The sequence below is a fragment of the Phytoactinopolyspora limicola genome, from assembly GCF_011320225.1.
In the GTDB taxonomy this organism is placed as follows: domain Bacteria; phylum Actinomycetota; class Actinomycetes; order Jiangellales; family Jiangellaceae; genus Phytoactinopolyspora; species Phytoactinopolyspora limicola.
This window is the reverse complement of sequence record NZ_JAAOEN010000016.1, coordinates 87872-108846: the sequence shown is the minus strand read 5'-3', so window position 1 is coordinate 108846 and position 20975 is coordinate 87872. Positions and strand designations below refer to the sequence as shown.

Genomic DNA, 20975 nt, shown 5'->3' with positions numbered 1-20975 from the left:
CCCCACCCCAAGAGCTCGTGGACTTCGTCCTCCTCCGTGACCGTGAATGCATCGCACCCGGCTGCCACCACCCCGCCCAACGATGCGAGATCGACCACCGCACCCCCTGGCCCAACGGCCCCACCTCGGCGTGCAACTGCTCAGCCCTCTGCAAACCCTGCCACGTACAGAAACACCGAGCCGGATGGACCATCCAACACCTCGGCAACGGCCGCCAACAATGGACCAGCCCCACCGGCCACACACACATGGTCACCCTCCCCCGCATCGCCCCCGATATGCCGGCCCCGAGAGGTGACGATCAACACCGGCCGGGCGGCACTTCACCCCCGGACGGCGACAACCCGCCATTCTGACCGGGCCGGTACGGCGACCACACGCAGATCTACGATGCATGCAGCCCGGAGCAGGTATCGCGCCGGTGGCAACCAGGTACGGCGTCCGGCCGCGATAGCCTGGTCGATATGGCCCAGAACAGTCCACCCGCAGCTCGCCCGCGCCGCGTCACCCGTCTTCAGGTGGTGCGCACCGAGCAGCTCACCCCGCATATGGTGCGAGTGGTGGCGGGCGGCCCGGGGTTCGCCGACTTCGCGGACAACGAATTCACCGACAGTTACGTGAAGCTGCTGTTCCTCCATCCTGAGGCGCGGTATCCGGAGCCACTCGACATCGCCGAGGTGCGGGCCACCATGCCGCGCGAACACTGGCCGATCACCCGCACGTACACGGTTCGTTACGTCGATACCGCGGCAGGCGAAATCGCGCTGGACTTCGTCATCCACGGCGACGAAGGTGTGGCCGCGCCGTGGGCGGCGGCCGCCGAACCCGGTGACGACATCCGCTTCTTCGGCCCCGGCGGCGCCTACTCCCCCAGTCCGGACGCTGACTGGCATCTCCTCGCCGGCGACGAAGCAGCGCTTCCGGCCATCGCCACGGCGCTGGAGGCGATGCCGGCTGGTGTCCCGGTGCGGGTCGTCGTCGAGGTCGGCGACGAGTCCGAGGAGCAGCCGCTCGTCACCAAGGCCAACGTCGACGTCACGTGGCTGCACCGCGACGGACGCCCGGCCGGCGCACCCGATCACCTGGTCGAGGCGATCAAGGACGTTCCATGGCGTCCCGGGCGGGCCCACGTGTTCGTCCACGGTGAGGCTGGCCTGGTTAAGGGGCTGCGACGGTACTTCCTGCAGGACCGTGGTGTGCCTCGCGAGTTGCTGTCCCTGTCCGGTTACTGGCGGGCCGGCCTGGTCGAAGACGACTTCCAGGCGTGGAAGAAGAGCGAGCGGGAGCGCGGCAGTGACGCCGTCCTCTAGCCACCTCATGATCATTGGCAGTTACCTACCGAATCCGGTGGTCAAAAGCCAATGATCATGAGGAGGATGCCGGACGCGGGACCCGACGAGCTGTACGACGCCTTCACCACATGGGCGTCCGACCGCGGTTTCGACCTTTATCCGGCGCAACAGGAAGCACTCATCGAACTGGTGTCGGGCTCACACGTCATCCTGAGCACACCCACCGGATCCGGGAAGAGCCTGGTGGCCGTCGGCGCTCACTTCGCGGCGCTGAGCAAAGGGCAGCGCACCTTCTACACCGCTCCGCTCAAAGCGCTGGTGTCGGAGAAGTTCTTCGACCTCATCGCCACGTTCGGGGCGGACAACGTCGGCATGATGACGGGCGACTCCAGCGTCAACGCCCACGCGCCCATCATCTGCTGCACGGCGGAGATCCTGGCACAAATCGCGCTGCGTGATGGCGCCGACGCCGCCGTCGGCCAAGTGGTCATGGACGAGTTCCATTTCTACGCCGACCCCCAACGCGGCTGGGCGTGGCAGGTTCCGCTACTGGAACTGCCGAAGGTGCAGTTTCTCCTCATGTCCGCCACTCTCGGCGACGTCAGTTTCTTCGAGAAGGACTTACGACGACGCACCGAGCGTGACGTGGCGGTCGTGACGTCCACCACACGCCCCGTCCCACTGACGTTCTCCTACTCGACCGAGTCGATCCACGAACTACTCGACGAGTTGCTGACGACGCACCGCGCCCCGGTTTACGTCGTCCATTTCACCCAGGCTGCCGCCATCGAGCGCGCCCAGTCGCTGACCAGTGTGAACGTCGCCAGTCGGGCCGAACGGGACCTGATCGCGGAGGAGATCGGCGGTTTTCGTTTCCACGCCGGGTTCGGCAAGGTCCTCAACCGGTTGGTGCGGCACGGTATCGGTGTCCACCACGCCGGCATGCTGCCGAAATACCGGCGGCTGGTCGAGCGGCTCACGCAGGCCGGGTTGCTCAAGGTCATCTGCGGCACGGACACCCTCGGGGTGGGCATCAACGTGCCGATCCGCACCGTCGTCCTCTCCGGATTAACCAAGTACGACGGTGTCAAGACCCGTCACCTCACGGCTCGCGAGTTCCACCAGATCGCCGGACGGGCCGGGCGAGCCGGCTACGACACCATCGGAGAGGTGATCGTGCAGGCACCGGAGCACGTCATCGAGAACGAGAAGGCCATCGCCAAGGCCGGCGACGATGCCAAGAAGAAACGCAAAATCGTCCGCAAGAAGCCACCCGAGGGGTTCATCTCGTGGGGTGAGAAGACGTTCGAGCGCCTCGTGGACTCCCCACCCGAGCCGTTGACCTCGAGTTTCGCGGTCAGCCATGCGATGGTACTCGGGGTGGCCGGGCGACCGGGCGACGCGTTCGAGGCAATGAGACAGCTGCTCACCGACAACCACGAATCGCGCCCGGCGCAGCGCCGGCACATCCGCCGCGCCGTCGCCATCTACCGGGCGCTGCTCCAGAGCGGCATCGTCGAGCGGCTCGATCAACCCGACGCCGACGGCCGCACCGTGCGGCTGACCGTCGACCCACAGTCGGACTTCGCGTTGAACCAGCCGTTGTCGCCGTTCGCGCTGGCGGCGTTCGACCTGTTGGACGTGGAGTCGCCGACGTATGCGTTGGATGTGCTCTCCGTCGTCGAGTCGACGCTGGACAATCCGCGCCAGGTGCTGATGGCGCAGCAGAACAAAGCCCGCGGCGAGGCCGTCGCCGCGATGAAGGCCGACGGCATCGAGTACGACGAGCGTATGGAGCTGTTGGAGGACGTCACCTATCCGAAGCCGCTGGCCGAGCTGCTCCACGCCGCGTTCGAGACCTACCGGCAGACCAACCCGTGGGTGGCCGACTACGAGCTCTCCCCCAAATGCGTCGCCCGTGACCTTTACGAACAGGCGATGAGCTTCGGCGAGTACGTCCGCTTCTACCAGCTCGCCCGCTCCGAGGGACTCGTACTGCGGTATCTCGCCGACGCTTACCGGGCGCTGCGTCAGACGGTTCCGGAGGAGATCCGCACGGAGGAACTCACCGACCTCATCGAGTGGCTTGGCGAACTGGTCCGCCAAGTCGACTCCAGCCTGCTCGACGAGTGGGAGAAGCTACAGAACCCCGACGCCCTGGAGGACAGCACCGGAACGGATGCCGCGCCCGACATGCCGCGCCCGATCACCGCTAATCGCCGGGCGTTCATGGTGGCCGTGCGCAACGCGATGTTCCGCCGGGTGGAGCTGGCCGCCCGAGAACGCTGGGAAACACTCGGCGAACTCGATGCGGATGCCGGATGGGACGCCGACGCCTGGGCCGACGCGCTGGATCCGTTCTTCGATGAACACGACGCCATGGGTATCGACGCCGACGCACGCAGCCCGAAGATGCTGCTGATCACCGAACACGACGACCGTTGGGAGCTGCGCCAGATCATCGCCGACCCAGCGGGCGACCACGACTGGGGCATCAGCGCGACGGTAGACCTCGCCGCCTCGAACGACGCCGGCCACCCCGTCGTCAGCATCACCGCCGCCGGCCAACTCTGAGTGTGCACCTGATCTCCGTTTGTGCGCCTGATCGTTTCTATGGCGACGATCAGGTGCGGATGCGATGACGACGCTGCTGCTCGGTCGGCGGGAGCGTCGTCCCATACCGTCTCAAGATGCGGACGCTAAAGGATCAGGTGCAGAAACCGGCCCCACGCATCGGCCTATGCATCTGATCCAGAAGTGTCCACATGCTGTGACGACGCGATCAGGTGCACCCAATACGTGGCGGCTGGCCGCTCACGCATCTGATCGCCGCCGCGGGGAGACGCGCCATCGGCGTCGGCAGCCGCGGAGCCCTTGGCGCCGTCGCGGCCGGCTGGTAAACCACCATTCATGAGCCACACCACCGAGCCGCCGCGTACCCTCTCCGACCCCAAGGAGCTACTGCTCAGCTATCTCGACTACTACCGGTACACCATCGGCCGCAAACTGGACGGCATGTCAGCCACCGAGCTGCGCAGCAGCCGTCTCCCCTCCGGGTGGTCGCCGCTGGAACTCGTCAACCATCTGCTACATATGGAGCGACGCTGGCTGCGGTGGGGGTTCAAGGCTGAGGACATCGACAAGCCCTGGGGTGACCACGCCGAAGGACGCTGGGTCGTGCCGACATCGGCCACGGCCGACGAACTGATCGCGGCCCTGCACGAAGGCGGTGCACACACGCGGGTGATCGTCAGTTCGTCGGCGCTCACCGAACGGGCAGCGCTGGGTGGTCGTTTCCGCAACGACGACGATCGGCCGACCTTGATCTGGACGCTCTTCCATGTCCTCCAGGAATACGCTCGGCACGCCGGTCACCTCGACATCACCCGTGAGCTAGCCGACGGCTCCCTGGGCGAGTAGTCTGCGTGGCCATACCCGCCGCGGAGGGGGACACCGCGCCGGCGTGATGGGGGTTGGGCCAGCAGTCGCTTGGGTGGGAGGGGCGTTGTGACGCAAGCGCGGGTACACGCGTGGGAGCGTAAGACCGAACCGGCGCTGATGGTCTTGGCGGTGGGCTTTCTCGTGGCCTACGCGGTGCCGATCCTCGAACCGGATCTGTCCGACGGCGCCGTGGCGCTCGCCGAGCTGACCCAGTGGCTGGTCTGGGCGGTGTTCGCGTTCGACTATATGGTCCGGCTCACCTTGGCGTCGGACCGACGGCGATTCGTCAAACACAATCTTCTCGATCTCGTCGCGGTTCTGCTGCCGATGCTGCGCCCGTTGCGGCTGCTGCGGATGATCGGCACCATCCTGCTCGTCTCCGAGCGCGCCCAAAGGAGCACGAGGTACAAGGTCACGACCTATGTCTGCGGGACTGCTGTACTCGTCGCGTTGCTGGCTGCCCTCGCGGTCTTGGACGCGGAACGGGGCCAACCCGGAGCCACGATCACAACCCCGGCAGATGCGTTCTGGTGGTCCGCCGCCACGGTCACGACCGTCGGCTACGGCGATACCTACCCGGTGACGGGTGTCGGCCGCATGATCGCCGTCCTCCTCATGATCACTGGCATCGCCCTGCTCGGAGTGATCACGGCCAACGTCGCCGCGTGGTTCGTCGAACGCTTCAATGAGACCAGCGAACAGGCCAAGGGCGAGCAAGACCGGCTCGACCATATCGTCCACCTCCTCGAGGATCTGCGGATGACCACCACCTCGACGCACGACCAGACGGGGCCATTACGCGCCTGTGGGCACTGCCCGAAAATCACCGCGGAAAAGTTGTAAGGTTCTCCGCCACTGCTGGCTCTTACCGGTGTCCAACGACGAGACACCAAGGAGCTGTCATGCAGACCACCACTTCCACAACCCCCACCACACAGGCCCACCAGCCCCGCGCCCGGTCGCTCCTGCGCGCGACGGCGACGATGGCCGCAGCGACGGCCGCCGTCCTCACCGTGGGGCTGCCGGTCACGTCGGCCTTCGCGGCATCCGACACCCCGATTCCGTGGTCCGAGCAGCTGGCCGAGGTTTCGACCCTGGACAGCCCACCTCCGGACATCGACGTCGAGCAGGCTGTGCCCGACCCCGTCGAACCTCCGAACTGGGGCCCGGATCAGATCAAGCCCTGCGAGGTCAACTGCAACCCCGGCGGTGACGAAGACGGCGGCGGCGAAGACGGCGGCGGCGAAGACGGCGGCGGCGAGAACGGCGGCGGCGAAGACGGCGGCGGCGAGAACGGCGGCGGCGAAGACGGCGGCGGCGAGAACGGCGGCGGCGAAGACGGCGGCGGCGAGAACGGCGGCGGCGAGAACGGCGGCGGCGAGAACGGCGGCGGCGAGAACGGCGGCGGCGAGAACGGCGGCGGCGAGAACGGCGGCGGCGAGAACGGCGGCGGCGACGACGGCACCGACAAGGGCGACGACGGCTCGTCCATCCGGGTGCCCACCAGGATCGACGCCGGCGAAGGCGCCAACGGCAGCTCCGACTACCTGTGGCTGACCCTTGGTGGCGTCCTGTCGGCCGTCGGTCTGAGCACACTCGGCTACCGCACCGTCCGGAGCCGGGAATGAACTCCGGTCACGGATCCGGCGTCCCTGCCGGGCGGCCCCACCGCCGCCCGGCGGGGCGCGTGCTCCGGCACGCGTTGTGCGAGACGCGTCGCCCCCACCGTCGAACCCGTCGTCGAGCCCAGCCGGCCGATATCAACGCTGGGACTTCCCGGTGCACGTCGCGCCGTCGATGGTGGGTGCTCCCGTTGCTGGCCCTGGTCACCGTGCTGATGTGGGGGTGCGGCACGGCGGCCGGGGACGGCCAAGACCCTGGCCTGTCAAGTGGTGACGTCGGGCGGCCCGTATCGAGTGCGACGACGCCGAGTTCCCCGACGTCACCAACCGGCACCAGTTCACCGGAGATGACGGCGGCCGACCCTGTGATGGTCGAGGCACCCGCGGTCGACATCAAGACGACGATCGTTCCGGTGGGACTCCAAGCCGACGGCGCCATGGAACTACCCGATCCAGGAAGCGGTGCCTGGTACGAGCTGGGCCCGCGGCCGGGTGAACCCGGGCCGGCCGTGCTCGTCGGGCACGTGGATTCGGTGGATGGGCCGGACGTCTTCTATGGTCTGAGTTCACTCGTCGCGGGCGACGCCGTTCATGTCGACGATGCGGACGGCGCCCGGCACACGTTCGTCGTCGTCGACGTCGAACTGGCCGGCAAGGACACACTCCCTTATGGCCGGATCTGGGCCGACGTCGACGAACCCGTCCTGCGGTTGATCACCTGCGGCGGTCCGTACGTCCGCGCCGCGGGGGGATACCAGCAGAACGTGATCGTCTACGCGGAGGCGGCATGAATCCGATCATCGTGGCCCGCGAGTGGCCCCGCCCACCAGCGCCTATACGTGGCGTGACGGGCGGGGCCACCGCCGGCAGCGTCGTCGCCGACCTGGCAACCCGTGCCAGGCGGCCCGGATGGGTGTAGGTTGTGCCGCCATGGAGGAGCATCTCGCTCCCGGTCCGTCCGACGCCGATCTGGTCCACCGGGCCCGGTCCGGCGATCGGGACGCGTTCGCTGCCATCTACGACCGCTACGCCGACCGGCTGCACGACTTCTGCTGGTCGATGCTGCGCAATCACGACGACGCCGCCGACGCGACGCAGGACACGTTCCTGCGCGCGGTCGAGCGGCTGGATCAACTGAGGGAGCCGGCGATGGTGCGCGCCTGGCTCTATTCCATTGCCCGGCGAGCAGCCCTGGCGCGGCTCAAGTCGCGCCAGCGGCAGACTCCCGCCGACGCGCTGGTCGATCTGCCGGATCCGGAGCATGGTCCGGAGGCGGCGGCCGGAGAGAGTGAGCTGCGCGAGCTGGTGTGGACGGCCGCTGCTGGCCTCGGCGACCGGGACCGGGTGCTGCTCGACCTGCACCTACGGCAAGGCTTGGACGGTGCCGAGCTGGCTACCGCTGCCGGGGTTCGCGTCGGCGCTGTCTACACGGTGCTGAGCAGGTTGCGGGTCCAAGTGGAGCGTTCGCTGGGTGCGCTGCTGGTGGCCAGGCTCGGCCGGGCCGACTGCACCGACTTGGACGGCATCCTGACCGGCTGGGACGGCAGGTTCTCCGCGCTCATCCGCAAACGGGTGGCCCGGCATGTGGACAGCTGCGACGTCTGCGGTGAGCGGCGCCGAACGGCGGCCAGCCCGATGGCATTGCTGTCCACGGTGCCGGCGGTGGTGTTCGCTCCTGCCGAGCTGCGCGACACGGTGCTGGCCGCGTTCGACGCACGGGCCGGTTCCCGGTCCGGCGACGACGACGGCGGCCCCGACGGTCCCCACGCCACCAGTCCCGACGGGTCCGGTCCTGGATCTTCGTGGTGGCGACGGCATCCGGGTCGGGCGGCGGGCCTGGTCACGGCCGGGGTGGGGGCGGTCGTGGGCGGGATCATCGCGGCGTCGGTACTGTTCGGCCCGGACGACGACGCCATCCCGACGGCGGCCATGACCAGCACACCTGTGGCGACGCCGCACACAGACCAATCGCCGCCGGTGCCACCCGACACATCCTCGGAAGCGACGGTGGCTAGTACGCCGCCCGACCCGGCGGACGGCTCAGCCGACGACACCACCGACCCGCCGGCACCTGACGGCCCCGGCAACGATGCGGGCGGACCGGCCGATCCGCCGGCCTCGCCCAACGCCGAGGCACCCGACTCAGAGCCGCCCGCGTCGTCACCCGGCGAGCTGACGGTGAGCACGGACACTCTTGACCTCGGCGCACGGGCCGACGGAGGTGTCATTGGCCTGCGCAACACCGGTGGTGCACCGGTGTCGTACCAGGTCGGGACGGCGGCAGCGTGGTTGGCCGTTGACCACGACGGGGGTGAACTGTCCATCGAGGCGGCTCGCGACCTCCGGGTGACCGTCAACCGCGCCGAACTGGCCGAGGGAGACCATCGTGGCATGGTCGAGGTGGCCTCCCCGTCCGGTGCGGCCATGGTGGACGTACTGGTGACGGTGGAACGTCCACCGTCGATCACCGGCGTCGGTGCCCGGCCGGCCGAGATCGGCCGGGCAGGGTGTGCCCCGGACACCGCCGAGGCGCAGGCCGATATCTCGGACGAATCGGGCGTCGCCGGCGTCGAGCTGTGGTGGCAGGGGCCGGACGGGTCCGGAACCGCCGGTATGGTGCACCGTGCCGGCCGCTGGCACGCTCAGCTCGGCCCGTTCACCACACCTGGTCCGGTGACGTGGTCGGTGATGGCGATCGACGCCCGCGGCAACGTCGCCGAAAGCGAACCGCGGACCCTGACCGTCACGCCGTGCCCGCAGTAACCCCGTTGTACACGTCGCACATCTGGGTGCGGTGGTGATGTCCGGCGACGTCGGGGCGGCCGGTTCAAGCCGTTGGCGGATGATGTCGATTCAGGCGTCTGGCGTTCGTGTAGGTGAAAAGAAGCGGCGCCGACCGGGCACGTGCGCCACACCAGCGTCGAGCCCGGGCCTGCGCAGCGACAACCCGGCCCCGAAGGAGAAGACGAGATGTCGTTCACCGATGACGAACTCACCTACCTGCGATCTCAACCGCTCTGCCGGCTGGCCACGATATCCGCCGGTGACCAGCCGGACGTCGTGCCAACCGCCTTCGAGTTCGACGGCACATACTTCTGGGTCGGTGGCTCCGGACCGAGCGTCGCGACGACCCGCAAGTTCCGCAACGTCGTGAACGGTCAATACGCCGTCGCACTGGTGGTCGACGACCTGGTGTCCATCGAGCCGTTCGTCGCCCGCGGGATCCGCGTTTATGGCCGTGCCGAACAGCCGGTCGACCGGATCGGCATGGTCGGTCCCGGTCTCTATATGCGCATCACGCCCACTATCTCGTGGAGCTGGAATATGTCCGGTGAACCGGTCGGCGACACGTGGTACGAGACAAGACGCGCCACTCACCGGCCTCCCACTCCGTAGCCGCACTCCCCGGTTGTCAGGCCAGCGGGCGCGCTTCCGGGGCCAGCAGCTCGACGACCGCCGCCCGGGCCGTTTCCGCACTGGTTGCCGCCCGGGCGGCCGCGGCGATCTCGGCGCACCGTGCGTGGTCGTGTAAAGCCAGCGCGGCACGCACCGCCGGGACCTTGGTGGGGGCCATCGACAGGCTCGTCACGCCGAGCCCGACGAGCACCAGGGCCAGCAGTGGGTCGCCTGCTGCCTCACCGCACACCCCGACCGATCGTGTGTCGCCCGCCCCGGCCACCGTGGCCGCGACGAGATCGAGGACGGACGGCTGCCAGGCGTCGAGGAGCGGCGCCAGCTCACCGAGCATCCGGTCGGCTGCCAGTGTGTACTGCGTGAGGTCGTTGGTGCCGATGCTGGCGAAGTCGACGTCGGCGAGTACGTCGCCCGAACGCAACGCCGCGGCGGGGACCTCCACCATCACCCCAACTTTGGGCAGCCCGGCGGCCCGGGCCCGCGCGGCGAACCACTGTGCTTCTTCGGCGGTGGCCACCATGGGCGCCATCACCCATACGTCGGCCTCGCACTGTTGCGCGGCAGCGGCCAGCGCGGCGAGTTGGTCGTCCAGCAGCGCGGTCGACCGCCGAGCCAATCGCAACCCGCGTACGCCGAGTGCCGGGTTTTCCTCCTCGCCGTGTTGGACGAACGGCAGTGGTTTGTCCGCTCCGGCGTCGAGGGTGCGCACCACTACCCGGCGGGTACCGAATGCCTGCAACACCGCGACGTAGGTATCGGTCTGCTCCGCGATCGTGGGAGCCGCGGAGCGATCGAGGTAGAGGAACTCGGTGCGGAACAGGCCAACACCTTCGACGTCCGCCTCGGCCGCCGCCTTCGCGTCGTCGACCGTACCGATGTTGGCCAGCAAGGAGACCGGCACTCCGTCGCTGGTCCGACCGGGCCCACTGAACGCGGACAGCCGCGCGGCACGCTGTTCGGCACGCTGCCGCCAGTCGGCCTGTGCCGCCTCGCTCGGGGCGACGAGCACCTGCCCGGACCCACCGTCCACCGCGACCACTACTCCGTCGGCCAGCTCGGCCCGGCCGGCGCCGATGCCGACGACGGCGGGGAGGCCCATCTGGGCGGCGAGAATCGCGGTGTGGCTGGTAGGTCCGCCCGCCTCGGTGACGATGGCGAGGATCTCGTCGCGGGATAGTCCCGCTGTGTCGGCCGGGGCGAGATCGTGGGCCACCAGTACGGACGGCCGGTCGACGGCGGGGATCCCCGGCTGAGGTGCGCCGAGCAGGTGAGCGACGACGCGGTCCCGGACATCACGCAGGTCGGTGACCCGTTCGGCGAGGTAGCCGCCGACGGCTTCAAGCGAGGCGCATACCTCCTCGACCGCATCATCGACCGCGGTGGCTGGACCGGACCCGTCGCGTAGCCGCCGCTCCGCCGAGGCCTGCAACGACGGGTCACGGGCCATCATGGCGGTGGCGGTCAGGATGTCGGCTGCGTCGGAGCTGGCAAGGGCCGCCCGGCGGTCCAGCTCAGTGGCGACGACGTCGAGGGCGTCCCGTACCCGCGTCACGGCCTCGTCGACGTCGGACGGGCTGGGCTCGTCCGCCGGAGGCCGCACCGGATCGGCCATGCGCACCACCGGTCCGATCGCCACCCCAGAGCTGACCCCGATGCCTTCGAGAGTCTGGCTCGCGTCGGTCGCCACTACTGTTCTCCTTCGCCGTACCGGGTCAAGGGCCTGCGTCTCAGTGGTACACCATGGGTGAACCCCGGTATCCCTCGGGGCTGTCCTGTTGCCCGGATCTCAGGGTTGGTTCCTCACCGAGACCGATTCGCCGCGGTTCTCGGCGCACTAACGTTCTTGTTATGACCCCCGACGCGCCAGCCCACCCCCCGCTCGACGCTTCCCCGGCCGACGACGCCAACAACACTGGCGCCACATCGCGGAACCGTCGCCGGATGTGGCGCTCGCTCGGCGCCGGAGTAGTGATCATCGCGGCCGTCGCGGCGTTCGCCTGGTTCACCCGTTCCAGTGACGCCGTCAACGCCACCATCGACCAGCGTGTGTCCAGCATCGTCGTAGACGTCACGACGGGAACCGTCGAAATCGTCCGAGGCGACGATCCATCGGTACATCTGGCGGCCCGGGCCGACGACGGTTGGATGCGGTCCGCGCAGGTGTCTCATGACGTCGACGGCGACACACTGCATGTCCGTGGCGAGTGTGGTGGCACCGGCCTTCTGCCCGCGTTCGGCTGCCGGACCGACGTGACGTTGACGGTGCCCGCCGGGGTGGATGTCGTCGCGGAGACAAAAGCCGGATCGGTGCACGCCACCGGGCTGTCCGGGACAACGGAACTGCGCAGTGCGGCCGGAGACATCACGGTCACCGGGCAGGCCGCGCCGCTGAAGGCACGCACGTCGACCGGAGACATCACCGTTACCGACCTTCGGGTCGACGAGGCCCACGTATCGTCGACGGCCGGTGCGGTGTTCGTTCAGACGACCCAGCCGCCGAGGTCCCTGGACGCCGAGTCCAGCGCCGGCGCGGTGACGGTCCGGCTCCCGGCCGGTGAACGATACGACGTCGAGGCTCGTAGCCGCACCGGTGGCGTCGACGTCGGCGTCGACGTCACTTACACCTCGCCGTACAAGGTGCGGGCGATGTCCACCACGGGTGCGGTGTCCGTCGGCGAGGACTGACCACGTCTCGTCGCAACCGCTCCGCGACCAACACAGCACGGGTGGCCCCAAGGTTCCGCTTTCTTCCGTGCGTATTCCGGCGCATCATGGAAGGTGCGGGATCATCTCGTGTCCTCTGAAGGAGGTGGGGGTCATGAGCACGCCGACTCCCAACATCGAACAACATCCCGACGTCGCGACGATGCGGCGCAGGTACGACCAGATCGCCGAGACGCCGGTGGCGCAGTCGGCCGACGGTCTCGTCTTCCTGTCCGGCCTGTACGTGGCGATGTCACCATGGGTGATCGGGTTCACCGAACACTCCAGCATGACCGCCAGCAACCTGTTCGCGGGGTTGGCGGTCGCGCTGCTCGGAATTGGTTTCGCCGCCGTCTATGGGCACATGCACGGGATCGCCTGGGTGGCACCGCTGCTCGGAGTCTGGGTCATCGTCTCGCCGTGGGTCGTTGACGGCGGTACCCCGGAGACCGCGGCCATCGTCAGCAACGTGATCGCTGGTGCGGTGATCGTGCTGTGTGCTCTGGCGATGATGTCCAGCGGTATACGCAAGATGCGCTCGTGACACAGCTGGGCGGCGGCGACTCGATCCCGCCCGCCGCCGCCTTCCGGCTACAACCCCGGCCGGCAACGCAGGTCGCCCGGCTCTAGGTCACAGCGTTTTTGTTATCGCTAGATGGCCGATCAGTTGCATTTATTGACACACAATCCATCTCCGGGCAAACTGTCTGAAACGGTGATCTCGGTCCGCACCCGGGATCTCAGCCGATGCGTCCGGTGCACCGCTCCCGCACCGGAAGCATGCGGCCCGGAGGCGCAGCTCATCCCCACCTGCTCGCCGTCCGGGCAGGCCGCCCCCACCTCCCAGTCGGAGGTGGGGGCGGTGACGCACTACAACGAGTAGATGACGAAACAAGTCCCGCACCTTGGAACTACGTGACCGTTCTGAGAGAATGACCGCACCTGATGGACAACGCCGATTCACCAGGAGGCGCTGTGTTAGTGATCCACTGCAACGGATGCCAGGGTCGCCTGACAGATCAGGAATACTCTTCGTACCACGACGCCGAGAGCGCACGCCGCCAAGTCGGCTACATCACCGGGCGGGTCACCCGTTACGGCGAGGACGAGGTGTTGTGCGTCGACTGCCACCACGCCACCCGCGTCAGCGCCTGACCGCACCCTCGGTCCAGGCAGCCAACACCAGCACCTCCCCCACCCATCACCGCCACGATCCATCACCTACCACGATCCCCATCACCATTCCGGGTGGTCGCGACGCCAGCAACAACGTTCGGTTGCCGGGCGGAAGCGTGGTGATAACGTTGTCGGAACCAGTGACCGAGTTGGGGGTGTGGACGCGGGTGACCAAGACCATCAGGCCGGGCCGGCTCGCGAGCGGACGGCCGACCATGAACGACGTCGCCCGAGTCGCCGGGGTTGGCCTGAAGACCGTGTCTCGTGTCGTCAATGGTGAACCCCGGGTCAGCCCGGAGACCACCAAGAAAGTGCGCGACGCCATCGAGCAGCTCGGTTTCCGCCGGCACGAAGGTGCTCGAGTCCTGCGCCAAGGCAGCACAGCCTGCATCGGAATGGTCCTCGAAGACCTCGGCGACCCCTTCTACTCCGCACTGACATGGGCCGTCGAACAGGTCGCACGAGACAACAGCTTCCTCGTGTTCACCGGCTCGTCGCAGGAAGACCCAGCACAAGAGCGTGAACTCGCCCAGGCTTTCTGCGCCCGCCGGGTCGACGGGCTTGTCGTCGTGCCGGCCAGCGACGACCACCGGTACCTCGAAGCCGAGATCGCCGCCGGTGTGGTCACCGTCTTCGTCGACCGGCCGGCGCAGCACATCAACGCCGACGCCGTCTTGGCCGACAACGCCGGGGGTGTCCGCACCGGGGTCACTCACCTGCTCGACCACGGCCACCGCCGGATCGGCTTCTTCGGCGACGCCCCCGAGATCTTCACCGCGGCCGAGCGGCTGCGCGGCTACCGGGAAACTCTCACCGCGGCCGGCATCTCGTACGACGAGTCACTCGTGGCCATGGGCCATCCCACACCGGCGTCGGTGCGGGAAGCACTGGATCGGTTCTTCGCCGGCCCCGATCCGGCCACCGCCTTGTTCACCGGGAACAACCGCGCCACCGTCGCCGCCTTGCGAGATCTCGCCACCCGTCAGATGCCGGCGCGTCCCGCCCTGGTCGGGTTCGACGACTTCGAGCTGGCCGACCTGCTCGAACCGGCGGTCACCGTCGTCGCTCAGGACCCCGCCGCCCTCGGACGCACCGCCGCCGAGCTGCTGTTCCGGCGGCTGGCGGGTGAACACGGCCCAGCCCAGACCATCGAGCTGAGCACCCGGCTCATCCCCCGCGGCTCGGGTGAGGTGCGCCGGTGAACGCGCTCGTGGCCGGGATCGAGGCGGGCGGTACCAAGTTCGTGTGCACGGTCGGCACCGGCCCGGACGACCTCCGTGCCGTGAAGTCGTTTCCCACCACCACTCCACACGAGACACTGGGCCAGGCCATCACGTTCGTCCACGAACAACAGACGCTGGCTGGTGCACCGGTGGCCGCGATCGGGATCGCCTGCTTCGGCCCGGTCGACCTCCGGCCCGACTCACCCACCTTCGGACACATCACCTCGACACCGAAGCCCAGCTGGGGCGGCACAGACGTCGTCGGTATGTTCCGCGACACCTTCGGCGTCCCCGTCGGCTTCGACACCGACGTCAACGGCGCCGCTCTGGCAGAAAGCCAATGGGGCGCCGGCGTCGGGCTGGATCCCCTGGTATACGTCACGGTCGGCACCGGTGTCGGCGGTGGCGTGCTGGTCAACGGCGGGCTCCTGCACGGCCTGCTGCACCCCGAGGTTGGCCACGTCATGGTCCGCCGCCACGTCGACGATCACTTCGCCGGCCTCTGTCCTTATCACGGCGACTGTCTCGAGGGGCTCGCCTCCGGACCTGCCATCCAAGCCCGATGGGAGCGGCCAGCAACCGACCTGGGCGTCGATCGTGATCAAGCGGTCAAGCTGGAGTCGTGGTATCTCGCGCAGCTGGCCGCGTCCTTGACGTATCTGCTGTCACCGGAGCGGATCATCATGGGCGGCGGCGTTCTCAAGCTGCCCGGGTTGCTGGACGCCGTCCGCGCGGACACAGCCGCCGTGATCAATAGGTATGTCGACGTCCCCGCGACATCGTCGCAGGTAGACACCTACGTAGTGCCGCCTGGCCTGGGTGACCGAGCCGGCATCCTCGGTGGTGTCGCCCTCGCCCAGCGCGCCCTGACCCAACACACGTCCGCCCAACGCACATCGGCCCAACGCTCATCGCAACACTGAGCTTGGTCCCGCCCATGTGCTGCTGAAACGCCGCCCATCGTGGTGATCGTGAGCTGATTTCCGCCCTCACCCCCGGTGATCGTGAGCAGGATCGCGTCGCTATAGCGACCAAGAATCGCTCACGATCACCGGGGGTGAGGGCGGAAATCAGCTCACGATCACCGGGGATTGACATCATGGTGACAACGTTGCCAGACTGCGACAACGTTATCACCCACGGAAGGTGGCACCATGAAGCGTTCCCACCGACGCATCTCGGTGTGTTTGACAGTGATCACGGCGATGCTGGGAGGCCTGTTGCTGGGTACCAACGCCACCGCCGCACCAGACCCCGATGATCCCCCACCCGACGACGGCACGACACTTTTCTTCTCATCCTTCGAGGCCGAGGATCCGCGACCCGACTGGGAGAACACCGCCGAGACCGACGCGGACGGCAACAAACGTATGTCCGGCGTCACCGGCACCCCGCAGACCGGTATCCCCGGCAACATCACCGACCGGGTCGAAGAGGTCCGCGCCAGCGGAGAGAATCCGCCGAACGAAACCAAGGAACGCCTCGTCGACGGCGACGCCAACACCAAATGGCTGATCTTCGAGAGCACCGCGTGGGTCGAGGTCCGCCTCGACGAGCCCGCGGCGGTGGTCCACTATGCGCTGACGTCGGCCAACGACGCCCCCGGCCGTGATCCGCAGGACTGGACGCTCGAAGGGTCCGACGACGGAGAGACGTGGACGACCCTGGACACCCGCTCCGCGGAGGCGTTCCCGCAACGCTTCCACACCAACGAGTACCACCTGGACAACACCACCGAGTATCTCTGGTACCGCCTGGACATCACCCGTAACCACGGTGCCGACCTGATCCAGCTGGCCGAGTTGCAGCTCTCCGACGGCGACGACACCCCGCCGCCGCCCACCGACATGCGCACGTTCGTCGGCGATGGCCCCGCCACCGGTTGGACGTCGCGGCACGGTGTCGGCTGGACCGGCGCCCACGCTCTGCAGTACTCCGGTGGTCAGATCGCCGACGGGCGCGGCTACGCCTACAACAAGGTGTTCGACGTGAACATCGACGTCACCCAGGACACCGAACTGTCCTACATGATCTTCCCCGAGTTCACCGCCAACGACATGAACTACCCGAGCACCCACGCCGCGATCGACCTCGCCTTCGATGACGGCAGCTACCTCAGCGAGTTGTCCGCCGACGATCACCACGGGTTCACCGTCAGCCCCCAAGCACAAGGCGCTTCCGACTCGCTCTGGCCGGACCAGTGGAACCACAAACGCACCCGGGTGGGTGACGTCGCGTCGGGCAAGACCATCGAGCGCATCCTGGTCGGCTACGACGCGTCGAACGGGGAGTCGCTGTTCAAGGGGTGGATCGACGACATCTGGATCGGCACCCGCGAGCCGGCATCCGCCGACAATCCGTCCGACTACGTCATCACCACCCGGGGCACCAACTCCAGCAGCGGGTTCTCCCGGGGCAACACGATCCCTGCCACGGCGGTGCCGCACGGGTTCAACTTCTGGATCCCAGTGACGAACGCGGGCAGCACCAGCTTCGTCTACGAGTACCACCGGGCAAACACCGCGGAGAACCTCCCGGCCGTCCAGGCGTTCATGGCCAGTCACCAGCCGAGTCCGTGGATGGGTGAGCGGCAGAACTTCCAGCTTCTGCCGACGGCCGACGAGCCGACGACGAACCGCACCGCGCGCGCCCTGACGTTCCGGCACGACAACGAGGTGGCCAAGCCGCACTACTACGGTGTCACGTTCGAGAACGGCATCCGTGCCGAGATCGCTCCCACCGACCACGCCGCGATGTTCCGGTTCACCTTCACCGACGACACGTCGTACGTCATGTTCGACAACGTCAACAACAACGGTGGGCTGACGCTCGACCCGGACAACGGCGTCGTCACCGGCTATTCCGACGTCCGCAGTGGGCTGTCCAACGGCGCCACCCGGATGTACGTGTATGGGGAGTTCGACCAGGCCGTCGTCGCCGCCGAGAAGCCCGGCGGTACTCGCGGCGACGTCTTCGGACATACCCGGTTCGATACGAGCAACGACAAGACGGTCACCCTGCGCCTGGCCACCTCGCTGATCAGCATCGACCAGGCCAAACACAACCTGGAACTGGAGATCGGCGACGACGACACGTTCGAAGACCTCGTCGACCGGGCGCAGGAGCTGTGGGACGACAAACTCGGCATCATCGAGGTCGAAGGCGCCAGTGACGACCAGCTGACCACGCTGTACTCGAACCTATACCGGATGTTCCTCTACCCGAACTCGGCCTACGAGAACGTCGGCACCGCTGACGCACCCGAATACCGGCATGCGGTGCAGTCGTCGACGTCCACCCCGCCGAGCGGGCCGACCGAAACCGGCGCCGACGTCGTCGACGGCAAGGTGTACGTCAACAACGGGTTCTGGGACACCTACCGCACGGTGTGGTCGGCGTATTCGCTGTTCGCCGCCGACCACGCGGGCGAGCTGGTGGACGGGTTCGTGCAGCAGTACCGCGACGGCGGCTGGGTCTCCAGGTGGTCCTCCCCCGGCTACGCGAACCTGATGACGGGCACCAGCTCGGACGTCGCCTTCGCTGACGCGTTCGTCAAGGGGGTGCCCGGTATCGACCCGGTGGATACCTACGACGCCGCGCTGAAGAACGCCACCGTCGCACCGCCCGGGTCCAACCCGAACAACACCAATGTCGGGCGCAAAGGCCTACAGACGTCGCTGTTCAACGGCTACACGTCGATGGACGTCTCCGAAGGTGTGTCGTGGGCGTTGGAGGGTTACATCAACGACTACGGCATCGCCAACCAGGCCAAGGTGATGGCCGAACATCCCGACGTCGACGACGCCGACCGGGACCGCTACCTGGAGGAATACGAATACTTCACCGAACGGGCCCGCAACTACGTCCACATGTTCGACCCGAATATCGAGTTCTTCCAGGGGCGCCGGAGCGACGGTGCGTGGGGCTCGTCGCCGGACGAGTTCGACCCGCTGGAGTGGGGCCACAACCACAACTACACCGAAACCAACGGGTGGAACTTCGCCTTCCACGTCCCACACGACGGGCGCGGTCTGGCCAACCTGTATGGCGGCCGCGATCAGCTGGCCGACAAGCTGGACGAGTTCTTCGCCACCCCCGAGACCGCGATGTTCCCCGGCTCCTACGGCGGGATCATCCATGAGATGCGCGAGGCCCGTGACATCCGGCTCGGTCAATGGGGCTTCAGCAACCAGGTATCGCACCACATCCCCTGGATGTACCTGTACGCCGGACAGCCATCGAAGACGCAGGAGATCGTCCGCAACGTGATGTCGCGGGCCTTCGTCGGCAGCGAAATCGGGCAGGGTTACGCCGGGGACGAGGACAACGGTGAGGTGTCGGCGTGGTACCTGTTCGCCGCCCTGGGCCTGTACCCGTTGCAGGTGGGCAGCGAGAACTACGTCATCGGCTCGCCGCTGTTCACCAAGGCGACGGTGGACCTGGGTGACGGCCGGGAGCTCGTCGTCAACGCGCCCAACAACAGCGAAGACAATGTCTACGTCCAGGGCCTGCGGGTCAACGGTCAGCCACATGATGCGGCCTACATCTCGCATGACGTACTGGCCGAGGGTGCGGTGCTCGACTTCGATATGGGTCCGGAGCCGTCGTCGTGGGCTACTGGCACGGACGCGGCGCCGCCGTCGATCACCGATGACGACGACGTGCCGCGCCCGTTGCAGGACGCCACCGGCAAGGACCGAGGGCAGGCCACGGCCAGCGGAGACGCGGACGCCGCCGCCTTGTTCGACAACTCGTCGGGCACGTCGGCGACACTGACGGGCGACGAGCGGTGGGTACAGTACACGTTCCGGGACGGCCGCAAACAGCTCATCCGTTTCTACACGCTGACCTCGGCGGCCGGCGACGGTGACGAGGACCCACGCAGCTGGGTGCTGCTCGGTTCCAACGACGGCGAATCGTGGACCGTCGTCGACGAACGGGACAACGAGGAGTTCCCGTGGCGGCAGCAGACCCGGCCGTTCAAGCTGGACCGCCCGCACAACTACTCACACTTCCGGATCGAGTTCACCGACGAAGGTACGGCGACCAGCCTGGCCGAGGTCGAGCTGCTGACGTCCAACAAGGTGCTGGAGAGCCCGATCTCCGCCGACGTCACGTCCGCCACCGGCTGGCCGGGCGACACGGTGGAACTCGAAGTGACTGTCACCAACGACGGCAACCGGCCGATGCGCGGTGAGATCATCGCCGACGTGCCGGACGGATGGGCCGTCGCCCCGGAGACGGCGTTCTTCGGCAGGCTGGCCAGCGGCGAGTCGCAGACGGTGGACCTGGAGGTGACCATCGGCGACGCCGCCGACCCGGGCGCCTACCCGATCGAGGTCACGGCGTCGTCCAACCTCGGCTCGACAACGGCGGTGGGCGACGTACACGTCGTCGGCGACGTCATCGAGTTCTCCCCGTTCACCGCGGCCGAATCGCCGTGGATCCACGAGGACGGCGGCTCGCAGCGCAGCTTCGAGGCCCATGACGGCTTCGGCCGGTTCATGGACAACGACACCTACGTGGTCTACCGGTTCCCCGCCCGTCACGGCGTCGGAGCGGTCGCGCTGACCATGGAGCTGGCCAACCAGTTCCACGTCCGCGCCTCCACCGACGGTGATACCTGGACCGACGTCCTGGTTGAGACGGACGACGTGCGCGACCAGGGCAACCGTCGAAACTACGAAATTCCCCTGGACGAACTGGATCCCGACGGCGACGAGCTCTACGTGTGGGTCGGCGACAGCCAGCCCGAGAACGGATGGGGCGGGTGGATCGCCCGCGTCATCCTCGACCTCGACGCCACCTAACCCCACCCCGGTATGTCACCTGATCTCCGTTAAGTCACCTGATCTTTTTTATGGCGACGATCAGATGCACACGGCGTGGCGACAGCCCTGGTCGGCGCGCGGTGCAGCATCTGATCGTCGCCACCACGCGTTCCTCGCGCACTTCGCTACCGCCAGATGGCATTAAAGCCCGAATCCGGCGCTTAACCCCATCTGGCGGTCGCGAAGTCCGGGACAGCGCGGCACAGTCCGCACCGCGAGGTAAGCGTGTGGCCGCTCAGGCGACAGCCAGGAGGCCTACTGCGGCCTCCGCCC

At 67.6% G+C, this 20975-nt stretch carries 15 protein-coding genes; 14 read left to right on the top strand and 1 reads right to left on the bottom strand.

The genetic code is table 11. The features are described from left to right. The 9 genes from G8760_RS24785 to G8760_RS24745 form a co-directional block, all read left to right on the top strand. On the top strand, window positions 1-356 hold a 356-nt coding region (locus G8760_RS24785), incomplete at its 5' end, for an HNH endonuclease signature motif containing protein (RefSeq protein WP_166355521.1). Window positions 357-464: 108 nt separating this feature from the next. Next, window positions 465-1310 carry a siderophore-interacting protein gene (locus G8760_RS24780; protein WP_166355520.1) on the top strand — a complete coding sequence of 282 codons (846 nt, stop codon included), beginning with the start codon at window positions 465-467 and terminating at the stop codon, window positions 1308-1310. A gap of 51 nt (window positions 1311-1361) precedes the next feature. Further along, window positions 1362-3866, top strand: coding sequence for a DEAD/DEAH box helicase (locus G8760_RS24775; protein ID WP_166355519.1), 2505 nt, complete (start codon window positions 1362-1364; stop codon window positions 3864-3866). 336 nt (window positions 3867-4202) lie between these two features. Beyond that, entirely contained in the window at window positions 4203-4712 is a 510-nt protein-coding gene (locus G8760_RS24770) for a mycothiol transferase (protein WP_166355518.1), read from the top strand. 87 nt (window positions 4713-4799) lie between these two features. Continuing rightward, window positions 4800-5576, top strand: a complete 777-nt coding sequence (locus G8760_RS24765) for a potassium channel family protein (protein ID WP_207782695.1) — start codon at window positions 4800-4802, stop codon at window positions 5574-5576. A 59-nt stretch (window positions 5577-5635) separates the two neighbouring features. Beyond that, a complete protein-coding gene (locus G8760_RS24760) occupies window positions 5636-6361 on the top strand; it encodes a hypothetical protein (protein ID WP_166355517.1) in 726 nt (241 codons plus the stop codon). A gap of 176 nt (window positions 6362-6537) precedes the next feature. Then, a complete protein-coding gene (locus G8760_RS24755) occupies window positions 6538-7146 on the top strand; it encodes a class F sortase (protein ID WP_166355516.1) in 609 nt (202 codons plus the stop codon). A 139-nt stretch (window positions 7147-7285) separates the two neighbouring features. Further along, on the top strand, window positions 7286-9118 hold the full coding sequence (locus tag G8760_RS24750; RefSeq protein WP_166355515.1) for a sigma-70 family RNA polymerase sigma factor: 1833 nt from the start codon (window positions 7286-7288) through the stop codon (window positions 9116-9118). Window positions 9119-9325: 207 nt separating this feature from the next. Then, window positions 9326-9751, top strand: coding sequence for a PPOX class F420-dependent oxidoreductase (locus G8760_RS24745; protein WP_166355514.1), 426 nt, complete (start codon window positions 9326-9328; stop codon window positions 9749-9751). A gap of 16 nt (window positions 9752-9767) precedes the next feature. Here G8760_RS24745 and ptsP read toward each other — a convergent pair whose 3' ends face one another. Continuing rightward, window positions 9768-11456, bottom strand: coding sequence for a phosphoenolpyruvate--protein phosphotransferase (ptsP, locus tag G8760_RS24740; protein WP_166355513.1), 1689 nt, complete (start codon window positions 11454-11456; stop codon window positions 9768-9770). Window positions 11457-11617: 161 nt separating this feature from the next. Between ptsP and G8760_RS24735 the strand changes: the two genes are divergently transcribed. The 5 genes from G8760_RS24735 (at window position 11618) to G8760_RS24715 (ending at window position 20681) form a co-directional block, all read left to right on the top strand. Beyond that, entirely contained in the window at window positions 11618-12454 is an 837-nt protein-coding gene (locus G8760_RS24735; protein WP_166355512.1) for a DUF4097 family beta strand repeat-containing protein, read from the top strand. 133 nt (window positions 12455-12587) lie between these two features. After that, the gene (locus G8760_RS24730; RefSeq protein ID WP_166355511.1) at window positions 12588-13016 is read left to right on the top strand and encodes an SPW repeat protein; all 429 of its coding nucleotides are present in this window, start codon (window positions 12588-12590) and stop codon (window positions 13014-13016) included. Window positions 13017-13815: 799 nt separating this feature from the next. After that, on the top strand, window positions 13816-14850 hold the full coding sequence (locus tag G8760_RS24725) for a LacI family DNA-binding transcriptional regulator (protein ID WP_425502377.1): 1035 nt from the start codon (window positions 13816-13818) through the stop codon (window positions 14848-14850). Then, the gene (locus G8760_RS24720) at window positions 14847-15794 is read left to right on the top strand and encodes an ROK family protein (protein ID WP_166355510.1); all 948 of its coding nucleotides are present in this window, start codon (window positions 14847-14849) and stop codon (window positions 15792-15794) included. Before G8760_RS24725 ends, G8760_RS24720 begins: the two co-directional genes overlap by 4 nt. A gap of 231 nt (window positions 15795-16025) precedes the next feature. Continuing rightward, complete coding sequence (locus G8760_RS24715) at window positions 16026-20681, top strand: GH92 family glycosyl hydrolase (RefSeq protein WP_207782693.1); 4656 nt, start codon at window positions 16026-16028, stop codon at window positions 20679-20681. Window positions 20682-20975 lie beyond the last annotated feature (294 nt).

What these genes read in the sequence shown, in the direction of transcription:
- G8760_RS24780 (WP_166355520.1), top strand. Translation starts at nt 465, where the DNA reads ATGGCCCAGAACAGTCCACCCGCAGCTCGCCCGCGCCGCGTCACCCGT.
- G8760_RS24775 (WP_166355519.1), top strand. Translation starts at nt 1,362, where the DNA reads ATGATCATGAGGAGGATGCCGGACGCGGGACCCGACGAGCTGTACGAC.
- G8760_RS24770 (WP_166355518.1), top strand. Translation starts at nt 4,203, where the DNA reads ATGAGCCACACCACCGAGCCGCCGCGTACCCTCTCCGACCCCAAGGAG.
- G8760_RS24760 (WP_166355517.1), top strand. Translation starts at nt 5,636, where the DNA reads ATGCAGACCACCACTTCCACAACCCCCACCACACAGGCCCACCAGCCC.
- G8760_RS24750 (WP_166355515.1), top strand. Translation starts at nt 7,286, where the DNA reads ATGGAGGAGCATCTCGCTCCCGGTCCGTCCGACGCCGATCTGGTCCAC.
- G8760_RS24745 (WP_166355514.1), top strand. Translation starts at nt 9,326, where the DNA reads ATGTCGTTCACCGATGACGAACTCACCTACCTGCGATCTCAACCGCTC.
- G8760_RS24735 (WP_166355512.1), top strand. Translation starts at nt 11,618, where the DNA reads ATGACCCCCGACGCGCCAGCCCACCCCCCGCTCGACGCTTCCCCGGCC.
- G8760_RS24730 (WP_166355511.1), top strand. Translation starts at nt 12,588, where the DNA reads ATGAGCACGCCGACTCCCAACATCGAACAACATCCCGACGTCGCGACG.
- G8760_RS24715 (WP_207782693.1), top strand. Translation starts at nt 16,026, where the DNA reads ATGAAGCGTTCCCACCGACGCATCTCGGTGTGTTTGACAGTGATCACG.